Below are 22,927 nucleotides of genomic sequence, written 5' to 3'. Positions count from 1 at the left end.
CGCTCTCCATTTCACAAGTTATAGATATGTTTTTAGGGCCTGTTCACGATAGTGAGCAGGTACCTACAGCTTGATCTCGGTACCCAGCACCTTCAGGAAGGCCGCTAGCCAGGCCGGATGCGCCGGCCAGGCCGGTGCCGTTACCAAGTTGCCATCCGTCTCGGCAGCATCGATGTCGATATCGGCGAATTCACCGCCTGCAAGCCGAACCTCTGGCGAACAGGCGGGATAGGCAGACACCTTGCGTCCCTTAATTACCTCTGCGGCAGCTAATACCTGGGCGCCATGACAAACGGCGGCGATAGGTTTGTCTTCCCTAGCGAAATACTGCACCATCTTGATGACTTCGGGGTCCAGTCGCAGATACTCCGGGGCACGCCCACCCGCAATCATCAGGGCGTCGTAGTTTGAAACCTCGACGTCCTGGAAAGTGGCGTTAAGGGCGAAGTTATGTCCGGCTTTCTCGGTATAGGTCTGATCGCCTTCGAAGTCGTGGATGGCGGTCTTGATGTAATCGTCCTTTTTCTTCCCCGGACAGACAGTGTCCACCTGGTGTCCCACCATTAGAAGCGCTTGAAAGGGGACCATGACCTCATAATCCTCAGCGAAGTCTCCTACCAGCATTAGAATGCGTTTTGCAGCCATGACAATATCTCCTCATTCATTTGTGTTGACCAGTGGCGTGATTGACCCACCGGCGGACCTCTACCACTGCAGTGTTTCGGAATGTGCCGGATTGCTGGGCTCGGCAGTGGCACTCAGCGACTCCAACGGCTGGTCGGAAGCATCGGCAAAGTACTCGTCGAAGCGCTCTTTGGCCTGATCCCCGAACAGGATCTCACAGGCCTCCATCAAACCCGGTGACTGGCGAATCCGATCCCGTTCGACGACCAGCGATATTTTTGAGCGACGGCGCAGGAAGTCTTCCAGCCGGGTGATCATTTCGCGGTGTTTGGCCTGACGCAATTCGCAGCGCAGATACTCGGTGCCCTCGATCAGCAGCTCGCCCTGGCGTGGGTCCTCGCGGATATCCTCGAGCATATCCAGGGCGTAGGCGCCATAGCGCCGCCATAGACGCGTCGACAAGGATTCCACCGACTCTTCCGGCGTCAGGGCATCCAGTTCCATCAGTTTGGCCTGATGAAAAAACTCCTGCCTGACCGACTCGGGAGACTCGCCATACCAGCGGTAATCCGGATAGGGTATTGCCACCCCAAGACGTTTTACTTCGGTGACGATCTCTTCACCCACGTTCAGACAGTCCGTCAGCTTGCCACCGAAGATGCTGATATGGGCATCCGCATCATCGGTATCGATGGCGTGTTTGCGCGACAGTTGCAGAAAGTCGCGCTTACCGCCACCGCTGGGTTGGACCGCCAGGGAGCGCACGCCACAACGGGTCGCGATGATGTCGTCCTGGCCAATCGCCTTGTCCAGCGTGAGGCGCTTGTTGATATTATCCAGTACGAATTGGACGTCTTCGTCGGTGACGTGTACCTCCGGACTTTCCATGCGAGTATCGGTGGTGCCGATACAGGTGCGGCGCCCCATGGGAATGACGAAGAATAGCCGGCCTTCGTCGTCGAAGAAGGCCAACACCCGCTGGTTATCCGTCAGCCGCGGTACGATCAAGTGAATGCCTTTGGAGTAGGCGTGCTTGTGTTCTGTTTCCTGTTGACTTAGAGCGTTGTGTTGATCGACCCAGGGGCCCGCAGCGTTGATCAGCACCTTGGCGCGAATATCGAACGTGGTGTCGTTCATGACATTGCGGGCTCGGGTGACCCAGCCATCGTTTTCGCGTTGTGCACCTTGGGATTCGACATAGTTGGCGGCCACAGCGCCATGGTTCAGCGCGGTGCGCACGAAGTTGAAAACGAAACGCGCGTCATTGTCATGCAGATAGGCGTCGGAATATTCGAATCCACCTACGGCCTCTTGGGTATCGATGATCGCCTCGCGATCCTTGATGGACTTAGGCGTCAAAAAGCGCGGGATTTGCGTAAAGCAGTTGCCCATCAGCCAGTAGAGCCAGGTGCCGGCCCATAGATAACTGGGACGGTAGCGAAAACCCTTGGTAATGGTGGTCAAGAAGCGGATCTCCTTGACCGTGGAGGGGAAGCTCTTGATCAGGTGATTGCGGCTCTTGCACAGCTTGCGGACCAGCGCGAAATCGTAGCTTTCCATGTATTTGATTCCCCCCCAAACCAGGTTGGAGGAGTGCATGCTGGTGCCGCCAGCGAAGTCACCGCGATCGATCAACGCCACCTTGACGCCTTTGCCGGCCAGAGCGGCGGCCGCGGAGGCGCCATTGATGCCGCCTCCGATAATCAGCACATCGAAGGTCTCACCAGCAAGTTTATCGATATTGCTATCACGCAGTTGCATAGATGGACTCCATCAGCACGGAAGAGAGCCGCTCAGGCGATAATCGACCATCGATCGGGCTGCCCGAGTGGATAGTGAGGGGGTTACTCCGCCTCGTCGCGTTCCCAGTTCATTGTGCGCCGCACTGCCTTCTTCCATCCCCGATAGTTGCGCTCACGCTGTTCGGCATCCAGCTTGGGCTCGAAGACGTGCTCGACCTCACCCTTGGTGGCGACCTCGTCCTTGGTCCAGAAGCCCACCGCGATGCCGGCGAGATAGGCTGCCCCCAGCGCAGTGGATTCCGTAATCACCGGACGCTCCACATTGACCCCGAGCATGTCCGCCTGGGATTGCATGATGACGTTATTGGCCACGGCGCCCCCATCGACACGTAGGGCCTTCAACGTGATGCTCGAGTCGGTCTGCATGGCGTCGATGACGTCCCGGGTCTGATAGGCAAGAGAATCCAGAGTGGCGCGGGTAATGTGTTCCTTGCGGGTACCCCGGGTCAGTCCAAAGATGGCGCCGCGAGCATACATATCCCAGTAGGGTGCGCCCAATCCGGCGAAGGCGGGGACCACATAGACGCCGCCGGCGTCTTCCACCTTGCCGGCGTAATACTCCGAGTCCTCCGCTGAATCGATGAGCTTCAACTCGTCACGCAGCCACTGCACTGCCGCGCCGGCGATGAAGATGGCGCCCTCCAGTGCGTACTCCACCTTGCCGTCCATTCCCCAGGCGATGGTAGTAAGCAGACCTGACTTCGAGGGCACGGGGGTCTCACCGGTGTTCATCAGCAGGAAGCAGCCGGTGCCGTAGGTGTTCTTGACCATGCCCTTCTCGAAGCAAGCCTGACCGAACAGCGCCGCCTGCTGGTCCCCGGCGATACCCGCGATGGGTACCCGTGCGCCGCCGAACATCTCGGCGCCCGTCGTGCCGTAGACCTCGCTGGAGGGGCGCACCTCGGGCAGCATGCTGGCCGGTATATTCAGCTCGTCGAGCATGCGCTGGTCCCATTTCAGGGTATTAATGTTGAATAGCAGGGTGCGCGACGCATTGCTGACATCCGTCATATGGCATTCGCCCCGGGTCAGGTTCCACAAAATCCAGGTATCCATGGTGCCAAACAGCAATTCCCCTCGCTCCGCGCGTTCCTGAGCGCCCTCGACGCTATCAAGGATCCAGCGAATCTTGGTGCCGGAGAAATAGGCATCCACCACCAAGCCGGTGGTTTCGCGTATGTAGTCCTCTAGCCCGCGCGTCTTCAGTTCGTCGCACAGCTCGGCGGTACGCCGATCCTGCCAGACGATGGCATTACAGATAGGCCGCCCGGTGTGGCGATCCCAGACTAGGGTGGTCTCACGCTGGTTGGTGATGCCGATGGCGGCGATCTGAGAAGGCAGGACCCCTTGGGTCTCGAGTACCTCGCGCGCCACTCCCATCTGGCTGCCCCAGATCTCCATGGCGTCGTGCTCCACCCAGCCCGGTGTCGGGTAATACTGGGTGAACTCCTTCTGAGCGGTGCCCACGATCTGTGCATCATGATTAAAGAGAATAGCGCGGCAACTGGTCGTGCCCTGGTCGAACGACATGATGTATTGTTTTTCCATGGTGTTGGCCTCGGCGTCTCTGATGGTTGTGTTTCTTGCGGGTGTCGATGTTACGATTTTCAATCCAACTTAGTAGATGAAGCGTCGCGTTTTGCTGACCACCGCCTCGCGGCGAAGAAATCGACGGACAGACATGCCACAATCACCGTCAAGGCAATAGCCATGGCCAGCGTGTTGCCGTCGATGAATACATGGCGGTAAAAAAGTCCGCCCGCAGCACCTCCGATCAAGGGCCCTACGATCGGTATCCAAGCATATTTCCAGTTTGAGCCGCCCTTTCCGGCAACAGGCAGGAGAAAGTGCGCCAGACGTGGCCCCAGATCCCTGGCTGGATTGATGGCGTAGCCGGTTGTGCCACCCAAGGACAACCCGATGGCGAGCACCAGCAGTCCGATAATCAGCGGGTTGAGCCCTTGGGTAAACTCATTGGCACCTATGGCAAGCACTGCTAGGACCAGCACGAAGGTGCCGATGATTTCGCTCATCAGGTTGGAAGGGGTGTGCGGAATGGCCGGATCGGTACAGAAAACGGCCAGCTTGGCACTTCGATTCTCGGTGGCTTCCCAGTGCGGGTAATAATGCAGCCACACCACTACGGCGCCGATGAACGCGCCAATCATCTGGCCCAGAATGTAAATCGGCACCTTGGCCCAGGGAAATTCACCGATGACCGCGAGACCGACCGTGATCGCGGGATTGATATGCGCTCCGCTGATTTTGCCTACCGCATAGATGGCCATTGCCACCCCTAGGCCCCAGCCGAAGGTGATGACGATCCAGCCGCTCGCTTCGGCTTTCGAATGCTTTAGGACCACGCCGGCGACGACCCCTCCGCCGAATATAATGAGGATCATCGTTCCGAAAACTTCACCCAGGAAAGGGGACATGGTGCTTTACTCCAATTGTATTGTTCGTGAGCCATCGCCCAGCAAATTCAGATCGATTACCCCAAGCACTGGAGTTTCAGGAGTGAATCTTGGAATTTGGAAGTGCGTATTTTGTTTTCTTTATCGATCATAATATTTTCATTAATGTTCGTTTTCAAAGGTGAGAGTAGCCTCAGAATTCCATTGGAGCAATGCTCTTATTGTTCCATGGCATTATCCTTTAGTCTAAAAAAACGGGCTTATGCAGCGCCAATCTTTAGAAAAAAGCGTGTGTAGCGCAGCTTTATGACTATGTCGAGTATTTTCGTAAATGTTCTATTTAAAACATTTATGAATAAAAACGAAAGCAGGGAAGGTGTTGGTTGAGGTTTGTGTAGGCGTTAAGAAGCGGAAAGATAACGATCAATTGGATTGGGTATTGCCGAGCCGCCAATGCAAGGCGCCTCATCCGGGAGAGGATGGGGCGCCTAGTTATCAACGCAACGAGTCTTTGTAATGGCCGGGAATCGTGACCCGCTCGCCGTTGGGTAGCTGGCGAACGTAGGTAGGAATGTAGACGCGCTTGATGATGCTCTTGTGTTCGGTCATGAGCAATACCTCCTTCAGGACACGATAACACCTTCAGAGCGTGATGGCATGACCGCGATCATTGTTGAATGGCGCTACTACCGAGACGCCCGAAGTTACCGCTTCGGGCGTTTTTATTGACCCTTGCTGAATACGAGGATCAAATTTTTCTAAATCAATCCCAGCTCAGCGCACCGCCGACCTGATATTCGGTGACCCGGGTCTCGAAGAAGTTCTTTTCCTTGCGCAGGTCGATGATCTCAGACATCCACGGGAAGGGGTTGCTCGCGCCCGGGAACTGCTCCTTCAGGCCGATCTGCGCCAGACGGCGGTTGCAGATGAAGTGCAGGTATTCTTCCATGATCGCGGCGTTCATGCCGAGCACGCCGCGGGGCATGGTGTCCCGGGCGTATTCGATCTCGAGCTGGGTGCCTTCGAGGATCATCTGGGTGACTTCGTCCTGGAATTCCGGTGTCCACAGGTGCGGATTCTCGATCTTGATCTGGTTGATCATGTCGATGCCAAAGTTCAGGTGCATGGACTCGTCGCGCAGGATGTACTGGAACTGCTCGGCGACGCCGGTCATCTTGTTGCGCCGACCCATGGAGAGGATCTGGCTGAAGCCGCAGTAGAAGAAGATGCCTTCGGTGACCACGTAGAAGCCGATCAGGTTACGCAGGAACTCCTGGTCGGTTTCCGGGGTGCCGGTCTGGAAGTTGGGGCGGCCCAGGGCTTGGGTATGCTTCAGGCTCCAGGCGGACTTGCGCGCCACGGAGTCGACCTCCCGGTACATGTTGAAGACTTCGCCCTCGTCCATGGCCAGGGATTCCACGCAGTATTGATAGGCGTGGGTATGGATGGCTTCCTCGAAGGCTTGACGCAGCAGGTATTGGCGGCATTCAGGATTGGTGATCTGCTTGTAGACCGCCAGCACCAGGTTGTTGGCCACCAGGGAGTCGGCGGTGGAGAAGTAGCCCAGCGAGCGCATCACGATCAGCCGCTCATCCTCGGTCAGGCCGTCCTGGCTCTTCCACAGGGCGATGTCCGCGTTCATGTTGATCTCTTGGGGCATCCAGTGATTGGCGCTGCCGTCGAGATACTTCTGCCAGGCCCAGTCGTACTTGAAGGGAACGAGCTGATTGACGTCGGCCCGGGCGTTGATCATGCGCTTGTCGTCGACCTCGACGCGACCGGCGCCCATTTCGAGCTCTTCCAGACCCGCGGCGATGTCGAGTTCGTCCAGGGCCTTTTCGGCCCGGGCCATGCGGTCGGTGTCGGCGACCTTATAGGTCCCCGCGCTTTCCTTGATTTCCGTTTCCGGCTTGGCCTCGGCCTTGGGTGCAGCCGTCGGTTTTGTCTGATTAGGGGCCGGTGCAGTGACGGTGTCGTCTTCGTGAAATTCGTCCCAGTTCAGCATTGAAAAACTCCTGTTAAAGTTGCTTCGCGGCTATTCCGGCGACAGTCCTGCGCGGAGGCGCTGTGAACCCTTCCCTGGGCGCTACTTTTGCTCTCTGACCGCCATGGATGGCGGAAATGCCGGAATGGAATGGATCATTTTCCGGCCCTGGCAAAAGACCTCCGCTACGAACTGTCCCCGGCGCCGCTCGATTGGAGCGCAGCACGTCCCCGTTGTTTTACTGGCAGGCCTCGCAGCCCAATTCATCGATCTCGCCCGCCGAGGGAGCGCGGGAGCCGCTGCCACCCTTGCCGGTGAGGAAATCCTCGATGCCGCGCGGCTCCTGAGCCTGGGGGGCAGGTGCCGGTGTCTCGCTCGGCGTGGCGCCGCCGACGGCGTTGTGCCGGCCACGATCGACGGTGGACTTCTCCACCGCAGTGGCCCCCAGCGCCCGCAGGTAGTAGGTGGTCTTGAGGCCGCGGAACCAGGCCATGCGATAGGTCACGTCGAGCTTCTTGCCGGAGACGCCGGCGATGTACAGGTTCAGCGACTGAGCCTGGTCGATCCACTTCTGGCGCCGCGAGGCGGCCTCGACCAGCCACTTGGGCTCGACCTCGAAGGCGCTGGCGTAGCGGGCCTTGAGATCTTCCGGCACGCGATCGATGGGCTGCACCGAGCCGTCGTAGTACTTGAGATCGTTGATCATCACTTCGTCCCACAGGCCGCGCTCCTTGAGGTCGTTGACCATGTGGGCGTTGACCACGGTGAACTCGCCGGACAGGTTCGATTTCACGAACAGGTTCTGATAGGTCGGTTCGATGGATTGAGTGACCCCGCAGATGTTGGAGATCGTCGCCGTCGGGGCGATCGCCATCACGTTGGAGTTGCGCATGCCTTGGCTGGCGACCTTCTCGCGGATACGGTCCCAGTCTTGGGTGGTCGAGGTGTCGACCTCGATGTAATCGGCGCCGCGCTCCTGGACGAGTTTCTCGATGGAGTCGATGGGCAATACGCCCTGGCTCCATAGCGAGCCGTCGAAGCTCTGGTACGTGCCCCGCTCGGCGGCGAGATCGCTGGAGGCTTCGATGGCGTGATAGCTGACCAGCTCCATGGAGGTGTCGGCGAAGCTCACTGCCTCCTCGGAGGCGTAGGCGATGCCCTGCGCATACAGCGCGTCCTGAAAGCCCATGATGCCCAGCCCTACCGGGCGATGCTTGAAGTTGGAGTTCTTGGCCTGGGGCACCGCGTAGTAGTTGATGTCGATGACATTATCCAGCATGCGCACGGCGGTGCGCACCGTCTTCTTCAGCTTGTCGCCGTCGAGCCGGCCATCGATCACATGCTGGGCCAGGTTGACGGAGCCCAGGTTGCACACCGCGATTTCGTCGACGGAGGTGTTCAGGGTGATCTCGGTGCACAGATTGGAAGAGTGCACCACGCCGGCGTGCTGCTGCGGACTGCGAAGGTTGCACGGGTCCTTGAAGGTGATCCAGGGATGGCCGGTCTCGAACAGCATCGAGAGCATCTTGCGCCACAGGTCCTTGGCCTTGACTCGCTTGTAGAGCTTGAGCTGACCGGTATAGGTCATCGCCTCGTACTCTTCATAACGCTTCTGGAAGGCGGCGCCGTACAGGTCGTGCAAATCCGGACAGGTGGAGGGCGAGAACAGCGTCCACTCCTTGTCGTCGAACACCCGCTTCATGAACAGATCCGGCACCCAGTTGGCGGAGTTCATGTCGTGGGTGCGGCGGCGGTCGTCACCGGTGTTCTTACGCAGTTCGAGAAATTCCTCGACGTCCATGTGCCAGGTCTCGAGATAGGCACAGACCGCACCCTTGCGCTTGCCGCCCTGATTGACCGCCACCGCGGTGTCGTTGACCACCTTGAGGAAGGGGACCACGCCCTGGGACTTGCCGTTGGTGCCCTTGATGTAGGAGCCCAGGGCGCGTACCGGTGTCCAGTCGTTGCCCAGCCCGCCGGCCCATTTGGAGAGCATGGCGTTGTCGCGGATGGCGCCGTAGATGCCGTCGAGATTGTCCGGCACCGTGGTCAGATAGCAGCTGGAGAGCTGGCTGCGCAGGGTGCCGGCGTTGAACAGGGTCGGCGTGGAGGCCATGTAGTCGAAGCTGGAGAGCAGTTCGTAGAACTCGATGGTCCGCGCCTCGCGGTCGTCCTCATTGAGCGAAAGACCCATGGCGACACGCATGAACATTACCTGGGGCAGCTCGTAGCGCACGTCGTCGCGATGAATGAAGTAGCGGTCGTAGAGCGTCTGCAGGCCAAGATAGGTGAACTGGTTGTCCCGGGTGTGATCGAGTGCATCGCCGAGGCGCTCGAGGTCGAACTCGGCCAGCCGCGGGTCGAGCTGTTCGAACTCGATGCCGCGGGCGACATAGGCCTTGAAGGCCGGCTTGTAGAGTTCCGCCATATCGCCAAAGGTGGCTTCCTCGGCGATCTCAAGAAAGCTCAGTGCTTCACGGCGCAGGTTGTCCTGCAACAGCCGGGCGGTGACGTAAGTGTAGTTGGGGTCCTTCTCCACCAGCGTCCGAGCGGTCATCATCAGCGCCGTGGCCACGCCATCCTGGGAAACGCCGTCATAGAGGTTCTTCAGCGAGTCGTGGACGATCTTGTCGGCATCCACATTGGCCAGGCCCTCGCAGGCATCGCGCACCAGGATTTCGATACGCCCCAGGTCCAGCGGCCGCGTGCTGCCATCCTCGAGAGTGACGTTGAGAGTCGGGTGAGGCTTGGCGATGTCGCCGCCGGCCGCCTGACGCGCCCGGGCGTGTTCTTCACGGTAAAGCACGTAGGCGCGGGCGACCTTTTGTTCGCCGCCGCGCATCAGGGCCAGTTCGACCTGGTCCTGAATATCCTCGATGTGCAGGGTGCCACCATCCGGCATGCGGCGCTGGAAGGCCTCGGCGATCTGCTCGGTGGAGCGAGCAATGAAGTCGCGAACCCGTGATGAGGTGGCGGCATTGTCGCCCTCGACGGCAATGAAGGCCTTGCTCATGGCCACCGAAATCTTGCTGGGGTCGAAGGCGACCACGTCGCCACCGCGTTTGATAACGCGAAGCCGTTGCGGTGCCGTTATATTCACGGAAGCCTGATTGGGGGGGAGAGTAGTGGTGTCCATGGTGCCGGATCCCTGATCTGCGTTGTAGGGGAAATCATAAGTCGAAGGGGTGGTTCGAAAACGCTCGACAGTGCCCTGAACAGCCTTGTAATCGGGTCTTGACAGCATCGAGCTCACTTGCTAGCAAACACATCATATTGTGTTTTTGATTATCATGACTACAAGATAATGTGTCAAAAAGCAGGCGGCAAGGGAACAACCTGTGGATAGCTTGTGTCTCTTCTGGGGGTTGTTTCACTCTTGCGTGATAAAACGCGGGGTTAGGTCATTCTTAGAAAAACAGTAAATAAGTGTGAGGTGACTTGCGAGCGCAATATGTAGGAATTTAGGCATCATTTGCCTCTATCCACTATTGTTGAGGGTGACTATCTCGTAACCCTCTGTAGCAAGGTGTAGCATTGGTTCAAATACCCGCGACGCCACGACATCACTTAGACGAATAGGATGGATGACAGCTTGGACAGCAAACAGAAGGACTTCGTACTGATCATCGAAGATGACGAACGCCTGGCCAACCTGACCCGCGAATATCTCGAGGCCAATGAGTTTCGGGTTGCCATCGAGGCCGATGGGGCGCACGGCGTCGAGCGCATCCTCGAACTGGAGCCGGATATCGTCATTCTCGATCTCATGTTGCCCGGCGAAGATGGCCTGTCGATCTGCCGTCGCGTCCGGCCTCAATATGCCGGCCCGATCTTGATGCTGACGGCGCGTACCGACGATATGGATCAAGTGCTGGGCCTGGAGATGGGGGCAGACGACTACGTGCCCAAACCCGTCCAACCCCGAGTGCTGTTGGCGCGCATGCGGGCCTTGATGCGTCGTAGCGATCAGATCGAGAGCAATAGCGGTGCTGCACGGCTGACCTTCAACGATCTGCTGATCGACAGTGCCACTCGGGAGGCCTGGCTCAGCAACGAGCGTATCGATCTGACCAGCGCCGAGTTCGATCTGCTCTGGCTGCTTGCCGACAACGCCGGCCGGGTGCTGACCCGAGAAGAAATATTCTCGGCGTTGCGCGGTATCAAGTACGACGGTCAGGATCGTTCCATCGATGTGCGGGTATCGCGTATTCGTCCCAAGATCGGTGACGATCCCAACCAGCCGCATCGCATCAAGACGGTTCGCAGCAAAGGCTATCTGTTCGTCAAGGACGTCTGAGCATCATGCGTCGTACCCTGGCCGACAGTACCTTCGTACGTGTCTACGCCACGCTGCTCCTGGCCTTGGTATTGACCTTCGGCCTGGCAATGATGGGCTATCTGATGGTCGATCAGGTACGGCGCGAATATTATCGCGAACGCTTGGCGGATACGCCCATGGCGCTGCTCACGACCCTGTTGAGCGAAGTGCAGCCGGTGGAGCGGGAGAGGTGGCTACAGCGTCAAGGCGAGCGCCTCGACATGCAACTATCGCTGTACTCCCGGGATGAACAGACGTTCAGCTATTTCCAGCGTCGGCGTCTTGAGGATGGGCGACCGCTGGTGATGTATGACGATGCGGGCAATGCGTGGAACCTGTGGCGTCAGGTGCCCGGACAGCCGCTATTGCTGAAGGTAACCCTGTCCCAGCTTTCGGGCCAACAACTGCGTGGCCTGGTCGATACCTTGCGTGACTGGCTCGAAGCCATGGCGGACCCAGAGCAGCCGCTGCAGGCGTTGATCGATAACCAGTCGCTGCCCATCACGCTTTCCTCGTCTCCTCCGGAGATGCTCGATTCTCGCCAGCGTGGCCGCCTGGCCAATGGCGATGTCGTGCTGCACTGGATGGCCGAAAAAGGCTCGATCTCGGCGCACGCTCGCCTGGTATCGCCGGTGGATGGTTCACTGCGCTGGCTGAAGGTGGGGCCGGTCTATGCCTTTGACACCATGCCGCTGATCCTGACTCTGGGATTGGTACTGGTGTCGTTGATCGTGTTGGCCGGCGCCATCTATCTCATCGTGCGTGGCGTCGAGACCCGCATGACCCGGCTCGAGAAGGCGGCGACACGTATCGCAGGTGGCTATCTGGATACCCGGGTCAAGGTTGAAAGCAGCGATTTCATGGGCCGTCTGGGCATGGCATTCAATGGTATGGCGGCTCAGGTGCAGTCGTTGTTGCGCGCACAGCAGGAGATGATTCGCGCCGTGTCCCATGAGTTGCGCACGCCAGTGGCCCGCATTCGTTTTGCGGCACAAATGGTCGAGGACATGACCGAACAGGAGGCGGTGCGCCGGCAATTGAAGGGCATCGATGGCGATATCGAAGAACTCGATCAACTGATCGATGAGATTCTTACTTATGCGCGTTTGGGCAGCGACAACGCTAGCAGCGTGAGCATCGATGCCGATAGCATTGAGTGTCGTGCCATGGCTCAGCGGGTGGTGGAAGCACTGAGTTCGCTACACCCTGACATACGCATCGAGGTGGCGCCGGGCGAGGAGATCGAGGTCATCGCCGAGCCGCGTTATCTGCAACGGGCGTTGCAGAATCTCGTGGCCAACGCCTGTCGTCATGCCGAGTCGCGGGTATTGATTCGTCTGACCCAGGATGCCCGTGCGGTGCGTCTGGATGTAGAAGATGATGGGCCCGGGGTGCCGGAAGGTGATCGCATGGATATCTTCAAACCCTTTGCCCGTCTCGATAACAGTCGCGCCCGACGCTCCGGTGGCTATGGGCTTGGACTCTCCATCGTGCAGAAGGTAATGCTGTGGCATGGCGGCAGCGTGATCGTCGATGAAAGCCAGCAGTTGGGCGGCGCACGCTTTAGCCTATTGCTTCCGGTGTCGGTACAATCCGCTAAGGATGCTTCCGTTTGAGTGGGTGGGTTCTTCTGGACAACTAAAGGACAATAACAATGACAATAACGGTACAGGCATTGAGTGGGCATTGGTCGCTGGTAAGCTTCGTCTATCGTTGGCCGGATGGCCGTGAGCTGGCGCCTCTTGGGCATGCCAGGGGACAGCTTCTCTATCTGCTGGAGGACGGCTTGCCTGGGCGTATGGCAGTGCAGGTGGTGGCCAATGAACGACCGCCCTTCGATCCCGATGGTGACGCTAGCCTGGCGGCGCATTTTCGTAGTGGCTTCGCCTATGGGGGTGGCTGGTCCTTGCAAAAGGACGTGGTACATCATGAGGTCGAGATCGCCAGCCTCCCTCTCTGGGAGGGAAGCCGATTATCCCGTCAGGTCCGTTTCGTCGGCGATCGGCTGGTGCTCTCCACCGACGAGCCCAACCCACAGTTGCCACAAAAGGGATATGAGACAGTGCTGGAATGGTACCGACCCTAGTTCGTTTACTGTTCTTACGCCGGCTTGATGCCTTCCAGCACCGCAAACGAGGTCTCGCGAGCGGTGCGCAGAAAATCCTCCATCCAGGGCAGATCGCGCTGCTCTTCACGAATCGCGGCGAACAGTGTGCTCCACACGCCCTGTTCTCCCAATGTCAGGGCGCGCACATAGCCGCGCTCCAGATATTCGGTCAATGCCCAGTTGGGAAGCGCACAGACGCCGCGCCCACTGGCCACCAGCTGCATCATCATGACCGTCAGTTCCGCAGTGCGTATCTCCTTGGGCATCACCTGGGCGGGTTCGAGAAACTGGGTGAAGACATCCAGCCGACTATGTTCCACCGGATAGATGATCAGGGTCTCCCCGGCCAGCTCCTCGGCGGTCACGAAAGGCTTGTCGGCAAGCGCATGCTGACGAGATAGCGCCAGCAAGCCTTCATAGCGGAACAGCGGTTCATAGTGCACACCGGTCAGGGGCTGGGGATCGGCGGTGATCACCAGGTCGAGCTGCTCCCGGGCTAGGGCGGGCAAGGGGTCGAAACTGCGCCCGCTGGGAATGTCGACTTCGACCTCGGGCCAGTGATCGCGAAAATGATCGATGGTCGGCATCAGCCACTGAAAGCAGCTGTGACATTCGATGGCCATATGTAGCCGGCCTTGTTCCTCGCCGGCCAGACGTGCCAGATCCCTCTCCGCCATGCGTACCTGAGGAAGTATTCGCTCGGCCAGTTCCAGTAATCGCACGCCGGCCCGAGTAAAGGTGACCGGTCGGGTCTTGCGTAGAAACAAGGGGGTGTTCAAACGCTCTTCCAGGTCCTTGATCTGGTGCGAAAGTGCCGACTGGGTCAGATGTATCCGCTCGGCCGCCTCGACCAGCGAGCCTGCTTCGCGTAGGGCAACTAAGGTTCGAAGATGACGAAGCTCGAGCATTGCATGAAAGCCATTCACGTTGATGATTAGATAATTTAGTTTGATTCACTTCGTAGCGCCAGTGACACTGCGTCCAACGCATATGGCGAAATTGATCGCCGATCTTACCGTTTAATTTCTTCAAGGAATAACGATGACACTGGCACACACCTTAGGTTACCCGCGGATTGGCGCGAAGCGTGAACTCAAGCAGGCCGTTGAAGCGTATTGGAAGGGCGAGATCGACCAGGCGGCTCTGGAAACCACCGGTGCTGAATTGCGCGCGCGGCATTGGCAGGCTCAGCGCGATGCGGGTCTCGATCTGGTCAGTGTCGGCGATTTTGCCTTTTATGATCAGGTGCTCAACGTCTCGGCACTGATTGGCGCGGTACCGCCGCGTTTCGAGCACGACGCAAATGAAGTCGATCTCGATACCACCTTTCGCATGGCCCGGGGGCGCGCGCCCAGTGGCACGCCGGCGGCCGCCTGCGAGATGACCAAGTATTTCGATACCAACTATCACTACCTGGTTCCTGAGCTTCATCAAGGGCAACGCTTTCGGATCGCCAGCGAACGATTGTTCGACGAAGTCGAGGAAGCCCTGAGCGCCGGTCATGCGGTCAAGGTCACCTTGCTCGGCCCCGTGACCTGGCTTTGGCTGGGCAAGGAAAAGAATGCGGGCTTAGACCGTCTCGAGCTGCTCGAAGGGTTGATCGAGGTCTATGGCAACATCCTGTCGCGACTGGCGAGTCAAGGCGTCGAGTGGGTGCAGCTCGATGAGCCTGCACTGGTGCAGGATCTTCCTCAGGCATGGCAACAGGCCGTGGAGCACACCTATAACAGACTGCAATCCGCGCCGGTCAAGGTGCTGTTGGCGACTTACTTCGGTGATCTTGGTGACAATCTGGCCCTGGCCGTTGGCCTGCCCGTCGAGGCGCTGCACATCGATACGGTACGCGCTCCCAGACAACTCGAGCGGGTTCTCGATCGTCTGCCAACCTACAAGATTCTCTCCGTCGGCGCCATTGACGGCCGCAATGTCTGGCGCGCCGATCTGGCCGGACTGCGCGAAACGCTGGCTCATGCCAAGGTCCGGCTGGGTGATCGCCTATGGCTGGCACCGAGCTGTTCGTTGCTGCACGTCCCGGTGGATCTCGAAAGCGAAACGGAACTCGACGCAGAGCTCAAGAGCTGGCTGGCGTTTGCTCGACAGAAGCTCGACGAAGTCGCCCTTCTGACACGCTTGCTCGACGATCGCGGCACTCCGGCGGACGAGGAGCGCCTGGCGGAGGCGACGACTGCGCTGGAGGGGCGTCGTCATTCGAAGCGTATTCATAAAAAGGCGGTGGCGAAACGTCTCGGGGCGCTTGTCCAGAGTGACGCGGAGCGGACCAATGCCTACCCTCTGCGTGCCAGGGTGCAGCGGAAGCGCTTCGATCTGCCGTTGTTTCCCACCACCACCATCGGCTCCTTCCCGCAGACCGATGGTATTCGTGCCGCACGTCGCGCCTTCAAGGCCGGGACTCTGGAGCTCGAGGCCTATGAAGCCCGGATGCGCGAGGAAATCGCTTTTGCCGTTGAACGTCAGCAGGCGCTAGGGCTCGATGTGCTGGTGCATGGCGAAGCCGAGCGTAACGACATGGTCGAGTACTTCGGCGAACTGCTCGATGGCTTTGCCTTCACTCGTTTCGGTTGGGTGCAGAGCTATGGATCGCGCTGTGTCAAACCACCGATCATCTTTGGCGATGTCGCTCGGCCTCGGCCCATGACCGTGCGCTGGAGCGAATATGCGCAAAGTCTGACCGATGCACCCATGAAGGGCATGCTGACCGGACCGGTGACGATTCTTCAGTGGTCCTTCGTACGGGACGACCAGTCACGTGAGGCGACCTGTCGACAGATCGCCCTGGCGCTGCGCGATGAGGTGGCGGATCTCGAAGCGGCCGGCATCGGCATCATTCAGATCGACGAGCCGGCACTGCGCGAAGGGTTGCCTCTGCAACGTGAACAGTGGCAGACGTATCTGGACTGGGCGGTGACCTGCTTCAAGCTATCGGCGGCGGTGGCCCGGGACGAAACGCAGATTCATACCCATATGTGTTACTCGGAGTTCAACGACATCATCGATGCCATTGCGGCACTGGATGCGGATGTCATTACCATCGAGACCTCGCGTTCCGACATGGAGCTGCTCGATGCCTTCGAGGATTTCGCCTATCCCAACGAGATCGGCCCGGGGGTCTACGATATTCACTCGCCGAATATTCCCGAGGTAAGCTGGATAGTGACGCTGATGCAAAAGGCAGCGGACAAGGTGCCCGCGGAGCGCCTGTGGGTCAATCCGGATTGCGGCCTCAAGACCCGAGGCTGGGCAGAGGTCGAGCCGGCATTGGCCAACATGGTCGAGGCGGCAGGGGAGTTGCGGCGGCGCTATTCCTGACGGACTATCGTTGAAAGATCAATAGGCTCAATACCCTAAAATGAAGCCGGAAAAGGTGGCGGTAAGAGGCATGAGCAGTGTGCGATGACTGGTAATATCATCTCCTGATGATTAATTCTTTCATTCTGGAGGTGGCTGTGAGGTTCATTGTACCTGTGCTCGTTGCATTCGTCCTGGCGGGGTGCACCCTATCATCCTCAATGTCGACGACCACCGCACCGCAAATGGAGGAGCGGGTGGTTGAGATAACGCCTGCGACTCCTGCGGAGAAGGATGGATCCACGCAAGCGAGCAACAAACCCTCATCGCCGCTACTGCCATCGGCCTTTTTCGCCGATGGCGGTAAGGCATTCACCGCCTGGCGCTGCACCCCGGCTCAGGATTTGATTGCGACCTTTCCCGATAACCGGCTACGCCTGTGGTCAGGGCAAGGGCACTATGAGCTCGAGCGGGCCGTCGTGGCATCCGGAGCGCGCTACACCAAAGATGATCTGTCGTTCTGGAACAAGGGCGATATCGCCCTCGTCGAGAGCGACAACGGCCGACTCGAGTGTCAACAGGATGCGCAGCGCAAGACCTGGGACCGCCGCCAGCATCCCGACACGATCTTCTATGCCAAGGGTAACGAACCCGGCTGGGCGCTGAGACTGGATCGCCAGACACCGAGACTGAGTTGGGTAACGGATTACGGTAAGCGCACCCTGGTACTTCCCTACAAGGTAGACAATGTCGTCAATGGCCAGCACGCAAGCATGACCCTGGTCAGCCAGGACCCGGCCCAGCCTCTGACCGTCGAACTGGAGGCCAGGGCATGTTTCGATAGCATGAGCGGTAAACCCTTTCCGGTGCGCGTCACGATAACCTCTGACACCCAGAAATTGCTCGGTTGCGGCCAGGGCATCGAAGAACGCTAGTACGGATAGGAGTAAAGTGGCACCTGTAGCCGACTCCTACTCTTGATGCGATTGGCAGGTATCAGTGGATGCTGTCTGAGACGTACTGGCGAAAGCGGAGGGACACACGCGCCGATCGGGTGAAAAGACGCGCCGGGCCAGCAGTGCCAGCGCGTCCGAACCTGCCGAGCGCTCGTCTAACAGTCGCGTAGTGATCGGCGCCCAACCATCGCCGTTGCTTGCCGCCAGGGAAAAGCTGAAAGGATGAAAGCCGGGCACGCCCAGGCGTAAGTCGGTGGCGATCAGCTCCACGGCTTCATCACTCGTTTGGGTTCGGTAGCTCAAGAAGGGCCCGGCAAACCAGTAAAGACGTCGCCCGCTGGACAACTCTTGCACACTATCCTCATATTGCGCTCCTCGCGAGAAACGTTCGAACAGCGGTGGCCGAGTATCGAACAGCCCGACCAATGCTTCCTGATGGTCTGTGTCATCGATCACCGTCACTCGCCACAGCAGTGTATTGAACGGCGTCGGCTGCACGAGTCGAGGCGCGTTTTCCAGACCACGTTCGGCCAAAAGAGGCTCGATCCGGGTATCGATCGTCCATTGGGCGCCGATGGAAAACACCAGATAGGCACTGGACAAGGCCAATCCCCAGGTCAGCGACCGAGGACGATATCCCCGGATCAGCCCATAGGCCACGGCGATCAACAGCGGCAAGGTATACAGGGGATCGATGATGAAGATGCTCGACCAGCTCACTGGCGGAGTGTTCAGCGGCCATAACAGCTGAGTGCCGTAGGCGGTGAAGGCATCGAGCAGGGGATGCGTCAGCAGGCAGGCGCCATAAAATAGCCCCCATCGCGTCAGGGTAATATTCCCCCAGGTAATCAAGCGCGTCGACAGGAGCGCAAGCAGCAGCGCCAGGCCAGCGAGCACCAGCAGCGAATGGCTGAAGCCACGGTGATAAGTGTAATCGGCCACGGCGTCGCCATAGTCGATCAATACATCGAGATCCGGAAGAGTGCCCAGTACCGCTCCAGCAAGCAATGCCTTACGCCCCAGGCGTCGGCCAAGCACCGCGCCGCCGACTGCGGCGCCCAGACAGGCTTGGGTCAGGGAATCCATAGAAATCGGAGAACTTTTATCATTGCTGAAATGGCGATTGGTACATTCTCGGCAGAGCGCCAGCAGCGCGTCTTGATAGCTGGGTTTCTGTGATCGCGGTGCTCACGTGCTGACGCTTAGAACTGTTTTCGATGTGGAAGTATGTCACAAACTCGCCGCGCGTAGGCTAGTATGATTTTGTTGAGCTTCACTATTGTCGATGAGGTGACTCGAGGCGTCCTGTAGAACGTCAACGATCAAAACAGCACAGCGAGATAACAATGACAGAAAACGGATCTTCCAGCGAGGGCGGTCATGCGCCCCAGGACTCACTCATCGATACCGACTACGTCGTCGGTCAGGACAATATCGAAGGCAGTCTCGGCCCTATCGGTTTCGATATTCACAATCCAGTTTTCGGCATCTCCGCCGGCACCACGATCGTCTTCATCATCCTCACGCTGCTGTTTCCGGACAGGGCTGGCCAGGTCTTCCAGGCCGTGGTGGATTTTTCCACCGGCACCCTGGACTGGTATTTCATCATCGTCGTCAATCTCTATCTGCTCTTCTGTGTCGTGCTGGCCATCTCGCCCTACGGCTCGGTACGCCTCGGCGGCAAGGATGCGCGCCCCGACTATTCCTATCTCGCCTGGTTTTCGATGCTGTTCGCCGCCGGCATCGGCATTGGGCTATTGTTCTTCGGCGTGCTCGAACCGGTCTATCACATGGCGGTTTCCTCCCCCCTCGGGGTGCCTTCGCCCATCGGTCCGGAGGGCGAGATCATCGAAGCGAACATTGCCGATGCCCGGGCCTTGGGCATCGCCGGCACCTACCTGCATTGGGGATTACATGGCTGGGGGGTGTACGCGCTCATGGCACTGGCCCTGTCGATCTTCAGCTACAACAAGGGATTGCCGTTTTCGATTCGCTCTTCCTTCTATCCATTGCTGGGCGAGCGCGTGTGGGGCTGGACGGGTCATTTGATCGACGTGCTCGCGGTCTTCTCCACCCTGTTCGGGCTGGTCACCTCCCTGGGACTGGGCGCGCAGCAGGCCAATGCGGGCTTCAACTTCGTATTTGGCATGGAGATCAGCCTCACCGCGCAAATTACCATTATCGTCGTGGTCACCGCGGTGGCGCTGGTGTCGGTGTGGCGAGGGCTCGACGGCGGTGTGAAGGTGCTTTCCGAGATCAACATGGTCATGGCGTTCTTCTTTTTTCTCTTCGTGTTCTTCGCCGGCCCGACCCTCGCGGCGCTCAGCGGGTTCTGGGATGGACTGGTGACCTACGTCGGGGAGTTCGTGCCGCTCTCCATGCCCTTCGGTCGCACGGATGACGCCTATCGCGAAGACTGGAGCGCCTTCTACTGGGCCTGGTGGATCTCCTGGTCACCCTTCGTCGGCATGTTCATCGCCCGGGTCAGCCGCGGTCGCACGGTGCGCGAGTTTGTCGTGTCGGTGCTGTTGGTGCCTAGCCTGATCATCTTCCTCTGGATGGGGGTCTTCGGCGGTATCGCCATCGACCAACTCTTCGCCGATCCCGAAAACAGCCTCGTCAAGGCCAATGTGATCGACAGCTACAGCCCCGAACTGTCGCTGTTCGGCATGCTCAATGAACTGCCTTTTCCGGGCATCGTCTCGACCATCGCCATCATCCTGACACTGATCTTCTTCGTCACCTCATCGGACTCCGGTTCCCTGGTGGTCGATACCATCACCTCGGGTGGCAAGACCGATGCTCCCGTATCTCAGCGCATGTTCTGGGCAACGGCCGAGGGCATGATCGCGATTGCTCTGCTGGTGGGCGGCGGCCTCACGGCGTTGCAGGCGGGGGTGACGGCCACCGGATTGCCCTTCTCGCTGGTACTGCTGGTAATGTGCTATTCGGTGTGGAAGGCAGTGGCGAGCGAACCACGCTAATCGGTTACCCTTGTGACCAGGGCGGATGGCTGGCCAGTATCCGGGCCTGTACCGGGCAGTCATCGCGATGAGCACCGGGCAGGTAGCCAGTGCTCATCAAGAGTTCATTGACGATCTCCGGACCGGTGAAGCGAAAGGTGCGCTTGAACAGGCGCACCCATTCATCCAACGACAAGGGATGATGCAGATCCAGCCAGGCCTTGAAGCTGCCATGTTCCTTCTGCAGCCCTTGCACGACATTGGCATTGTGAATGGCGGCATCGACCTTCAACCGGTTACGAATGATGCCGGCATCGTTGAGCAGTCGTTTGCGCTCACGATCATCATAGGCGGCAACGCGGGGCACGACGAAGCCTTCGAAGGCGGCATTAAATGCCTCACGCTTTTTCAGCACCGTCAGCCAGGAAAGCCCTGCCTGATTGATCTCCAGCACCAGACGCTCGAACAGCACGTCATCTTCGTTGACTGGAAAGCCATATTCGTGATCATGATAGGGACCATGGAACGGATGGCCCGGTGCCAGGTCGCAGTAATCGGGCATGTAACGACTCCTCTTGAATGACTGATCCGTGTCAATGCCGGTGCGACATCCCCATGCGATGATGCCCTATCATGCCGTAATCGGCAGCAACAGAAAAAGTGAGACGCACTATGTTCATAACCTCTTCTTCCCGGCGCCTGCGTCAAATGAGTGCTGCACTGGCACTGGGGCTTGTTTCCATGCCGCTTTGGGCCGCCCCCACCGTCGAGATGTGGAAGGATCCCAACTGTGGATGCTGCACCGCCTGGGCGGAACACATGGAGGCCAATGGCTTCGAGGTGGTCCAGCACGCCACCCCGAAGATGAATGCCATCAAGCGTGAGCAGGGGGTGCATCCTCAACTGGCGTCCTGCCATACCGCCAAGGTGGGGGAGCACGTGATCGAGGGCCATGTACCCGCAAGCGACGTGCGTCGTTTACTGGAGAGCGATGCCAAGCCTGCGGTATTGGCAGTGCCGGGTATGCCCCAGGGTTCACCAGGCATGGAAACCGGTCGCGAGGATGAGTACGCGGTCTACCTCTGGCGGGATGGAGAAAATCCGGAAGTGTTTAGCCAGTATCCGCAATCGCAATAATCGATCGTCAGGAGCCTCTATCGTGCAATATCTGCATACCATGGTACGCGTAAGCGATCTGGACACTTCGCTGCACTTCTACCGCGATCTGCTTGGACTCGAGGAGATCAGCCGCAAGGATAACGAGAAGGGACGCTTCACCCTGGTCTTTCTCGCGGCGCCTCAGGACAAGCGACGCGCCCAGGAGGATCGCGCGCCCATGATCGAACTGACCCACAACTGGGACCCGGAGGAGTACACCGGCGGGCGCAACTTCGGTCATCTCGCCTATCGGGTCGATGATATCTACTCACTTTGCGAACATCTGCAGACGAATGGGGTGACCATCAACCGCCCTCCACGGGATGGTCATATGGCCTTCGTGCGGTCGCCGGACGGGATTTCCATCGAACTGTTGCAGGCCGGCGATGCACTGCCAGTCCAGGAGCCTTGGGCGTCCATGGAGAATACTGGGACTTGGTAAGAATCTGTTTGTGATTGAATCATAAAACAGATGCTAAGAGATTGCTGCCAAGGAGGGCTTATGCAGCTAAGCGACTCATTACGTACCGCCTTTCGTCGTGAGGCGGAGAATCTGGAAGGGGTGGATCTGGAGGTCTATCGCCAGTTCGACAAGGATCCTTTGGAACCGGTGATTGGTTTGGGTCCTCGAGAGGCACCCATCGGCTTCTTTGGTCGCGATCCGGGGCGCCAGGAAATCAAGCACGGTGCGCCGTTCGTGGGCAGCGGTGGACAGAAGGTTCGCGGGCCGCTCTACGAGGCACTTCATGGTGAACCCTTGCCGGATTTCGAGGCCTCGCTCGAGGTCGGTCGACGGGTGTTCTGGGCCAATACGGTGCCTTACAAACCGGCCGGCAACAAAGCGTGGTCCATGGCGGTCAAGAGGCGCTTTCAGCCATTGATGGCGGAACTTCTGGTCACGCATTGGCAAGGACGCACCGTGATCACTCTGGGCCGAGAAGCCTTTTTGTGGTTCGGGATCAATCAGCCGAAGGAGGTGCGTCAAGCCTTGGAAGCCTTCTGGACACGAGAGGATCGCTTTGAAGCCCTGCATCACACCCCGCTGGTGTTGGAAAGTGGTGAACAAGCGACCTTTGATCTGGCGCCGCTTCCTCATCCATCACCCCTCAATCAGACCTGGTACAAGCGTTTTCCTGGTCTTCTTGAAAGGCGTCTCGATGATCTGGGCGTGGCAGGGCGTTGCAGCGCTTTTGCAGGCACTGAAAAATAGACGAACGAAGCCCAGCGCTAGGCCCGAGGCGGGCCTGCCTGTCCCACATCCGTGTGGGTCACAAAGCAAAATACAGCGAGAATGC

At 58.7% G+C, this 22,927-nt stretch carries 18 protein-coding genes; 9 read left to right on the top strand and 9 right to left on the bottom strand.

From position 1 onward, the window contains the following. Window positions 1-63 precede the first annotated feature (63 nt). The 6 genes from ACPF7Z_RS01130 to ACPF7Z_RS01105 form a co-directional block, all read right to left on the bottom strand. Window positions 64-645, bottom strand: coding sequence for a DJ-1/PfpI family protein (locus ACPF7Z_RS01130; RefSeq protein WP_425191311.1), 582 nt, complete (start codon window positions 643-645; stop codon window positions 64-66). Window positions 646-705: 60 nt separating this feature from the next. Continuing rightward, a complete protein-coding gene (locus ACPF7Z_RS01125; RefSeq protein WP_425191310.1) occupies window positions 706-2,385 on the bottom strand; it encodes an FAD-dependent oxidoreductase in 1,680 nt (559 codons plus the stop codon). Between the two features lie 83 nt (window positions 2,386-2,468). Next, window positions 2,469-3,974: a glycerol kinase GlpK gene (gene glpK, locus ACPF7Z_RS01120; protein WP_425191309.1), complete on the bottom strand. Its 1,506-nt coding sequence runs from the start codon at window positions 3,972-3,974 to the stop codon at window positions 2,469-2,471. Between the two features lie 59 nt (window positions 3,975-4,033). Beyond that, window positions 4,034-4,861, bottom strand: a complete 828-nt coding sequence (locus tag ACPF7Z_RS01115; RefSeq protein ID WP_425191308.1) for an MIP/aquaporin family protein — start codon at window positions 4,859-4,861, stop codon at window positions 4,034-4,036. Between the two features lie 742 nt (window positions 4,862-5,603). Then, on the bottom strand, window positions 5,604-6,845 hold the full coding sequence (locus ACPF7Z_RS01110; RefSeq protein ID WP_425191307.1) for a ribonucleotide-diphosphate reductase subunit beta: 1,242 nt from the start codon (window positions 6,843-6,845) through the stop codon (window positions 5,604-5,606). A gap of 217 nt (window positions 6,846-7,062) precedes the next feature. Further along, window positions 7,063-9,960 (bottom strand): ribonucleoside-diphosphate reductase subunit alpha, encoded by a 2,898-nt coding sequence (locus ACPF7Z_RS01105; RefSeq protein WP_425191356.1) that lies wholly within the window; start codon window positions 9,958-9,960, stop codon window positions 7,063-7,065. A 444-nt stretch (window positions 9,961-10,404) separates the two neighbouring features. Between ACPF7Z_RS01105 and ACPF7Z_RS01100 the strand changes: the two genes are divergently transcribed. From ACPF7Z_RS01100 to ACPF7Z_RS01090, 3 genes are read left to right on the top strand one after another with little or no spacing between them, the layout of a single operon-like run. Then, window positions 10,405-11,121 carry a winged helix-turn-helix domain-containing protein gene (locus tag ACPF7Z_RS01100; protein WP_425191306.1) on the top strand — a complete coding sequence of 239 codons (717 nt, stop codon included), beginning with the start codon at window positions 10,405-10,407 and terminating at the stop codon, window positions 11,119-11,121. Window positions 11,122-11,126: 5 nt separating this feature from the next. After that, window positions 11,127-12,758, top strand: a complete 1,632-nt coding sequence (locus ACPF7Z_RS01095) for an ATP-binding protein (RefSeq protein WP_425191305.1) — start codon at window positions 11,127-11,129, stop codon at window positions 12,756-12,758. A 38-nt stretch (window positions 12,759-12,796) separates the two neighbouring features. Further along, window positions 12,797-13,228 (top strand): lipocalin-like domain-containing protein, encoded by a 432-nt coding sequence (locus ACPF7Z_RS01090; protein WP_425191304.1) that lies wholly within the window; start codon window positions 12,797-12,799, stop codon window positions 13,226-13,228. 14 nt (window positions 13,229-13,242) lie between these two features. Here the strand turns inward: ACPF7Z_RS01090 and ACPF7Z_RS01085 are convergent, their stop codons facing one another. Continuing rightward, entirely contained in the window at window positions 13,243-14,157 is a 915-nt protein-coding gene (locus tag ACPF7Z_RS01085; RefSeq protein ID WP_425191303.1) for a LysR family transcriptional regulator, read from the bottom strand. Between the two features lie 133 nt (window positions 14,158-14,290). On the opposite strand from ACPF7Z_RS01085, the gene metE reads away from it, so the two are divergent. Both metE and ACPF7Z_RS01075 read left to right on the top strand, forming a co-directional pair. Continuing rightward, window positions 14,291-16,576 (top strand): 5-methyltetrahydropteroyltriglutamate--homocysteine S-methyltransferase, encoded by a 2,286-nt coding sequence (gene metE, locus ACPF7Z_RS01080; protein WP_425191302.1) that lies wholly within the window; start codon window positions 14,291-14,293, stop codon window positions 16,574-16,576. 200 nt (window positions 16,577-16,776) lie between these two features. After that, window positions 16,777-17,490 (top strand): MliC family protein, encoded by a 714-nt coding sequence (locus ACPF7Z_RS01075; RefSeq protein WP_425191301.1) that lies wholly within the window; start codon window positions 16,777-16,779, stop codon window positions 17,488-17,490. Window positions 17,491-17,526: 36 nt separating this feature from the next. On the opposite strand, the gene ACPF7Z_RS01070 is transcribed toward ACPF7Z_RS01075, so the two are convergent. Beyond that, entirely contained in the window at window positions 17,527-18,597 is a 1,071-nt protein-coding gene (locus ACPF7Z_RS01070; protein ID WP_425191300.1) for a metal-dependent hydrolase, read from the bottom strand. A gap of 260 nt (window positions 18,598-18,857) precedes the next feature. Here ACPF7Z_RS01070 and ACPF7Z_RS01065 point away from each other — a divergent pair, with 260 nt between their 5' ends. Beyond that, on the top strand, window positions 18,858-20,495 hold the full coding sequence (locus ACPF7Z_RS01065) for a BCCT family transporter (RefSeq protein ID WP_425191299.1): 1,638 nt from the start codon (window positions 18,858-18,860) through the stop codon (window positions 20,493-20,495). A 4-nt stretch (window positions 20,496-20,499) separates the two neighbouring features. Here the strand turns inward: ACPF7Z_RS01065 and ACPF7Z_RS01060 are convergent, their stop codons facing one another. After that, on the bottom strand, window positions 20,500-21,036 hold the full coding sequence (locus tag ACPF7Z_RS01060) for a DNA-3-methyladenine glycosylase I (RefSeq protein ID WP_425191298.1): 537 nt from the start codon (window positions 21,034-21,036) through the stop codon (window positions 20,500-20,502). 110 nt (window positions 21,037-21,146) lie between these two features. On the opposite strand from ACPF7Z_RS01060, the gene ACPF7Z_RS01055 reads away from it, so the two are divergent. From ACPF7Z_RS01055 to ACPF7Z_RS01045, 3 genes are read left to right on the top strand one after another with little or no spacing between them, the layout of a single operon-like run. Next, complete coding sequence (locus tag ACPF7Z_RS01055) at window positions 21,147-21,611, top strand: DUF411 domain-containing protein (RefSeq protein ID WP_425191297.1); 465 nt, start codon at window positions 21,147-21,149, stop codon at window positions 21,609-21,611. A gap of 22 nt (window positions 21,612-21,633) precedes the next feature. Next, a complete protein-coding gene (gloA, locus tag ACPF7Z_RS01050) occupies window positions 21,634-22,074 on the top strand; it encodes a lactoylglutathione lyase (protein WP_425191296.1) in 441 nt (146 codons plus the stop codon). 60 nt (window positions 22,075-22,134) lie between these two features. Further along, window positions 22,135-22,842 carry a uracil-DNA glycosylase family protein gene (locus ACPF7Z_RS01045; protein WP_425191295.1) on the top strand — a complete coding sequence of 236 codons (708 nt, stop codon included), beginning with the start codon at window positions 22,135-22,137 and terminating at the stop codon, window positions 22,840-22,842. The last annotated feature ends 85 nt before the right edge of the window (window positions 22,843-22,927 follow it).

Source organism: Halomonas sp. GXIMD04776 (assembly GCF_049808615.1).
Taxonomy (GTDB): domain Bacteria; phylum Pseudomonadota; class Gammaproteobacteria; order Pseudomonadales; family Halomonadaceae; genus Modicisalibacter.
The sequence above is the reverse complement of the archived record's forward strand: the minus strand, read 5'-3'. Positions and strand labels throughout refer to the sequence as shown.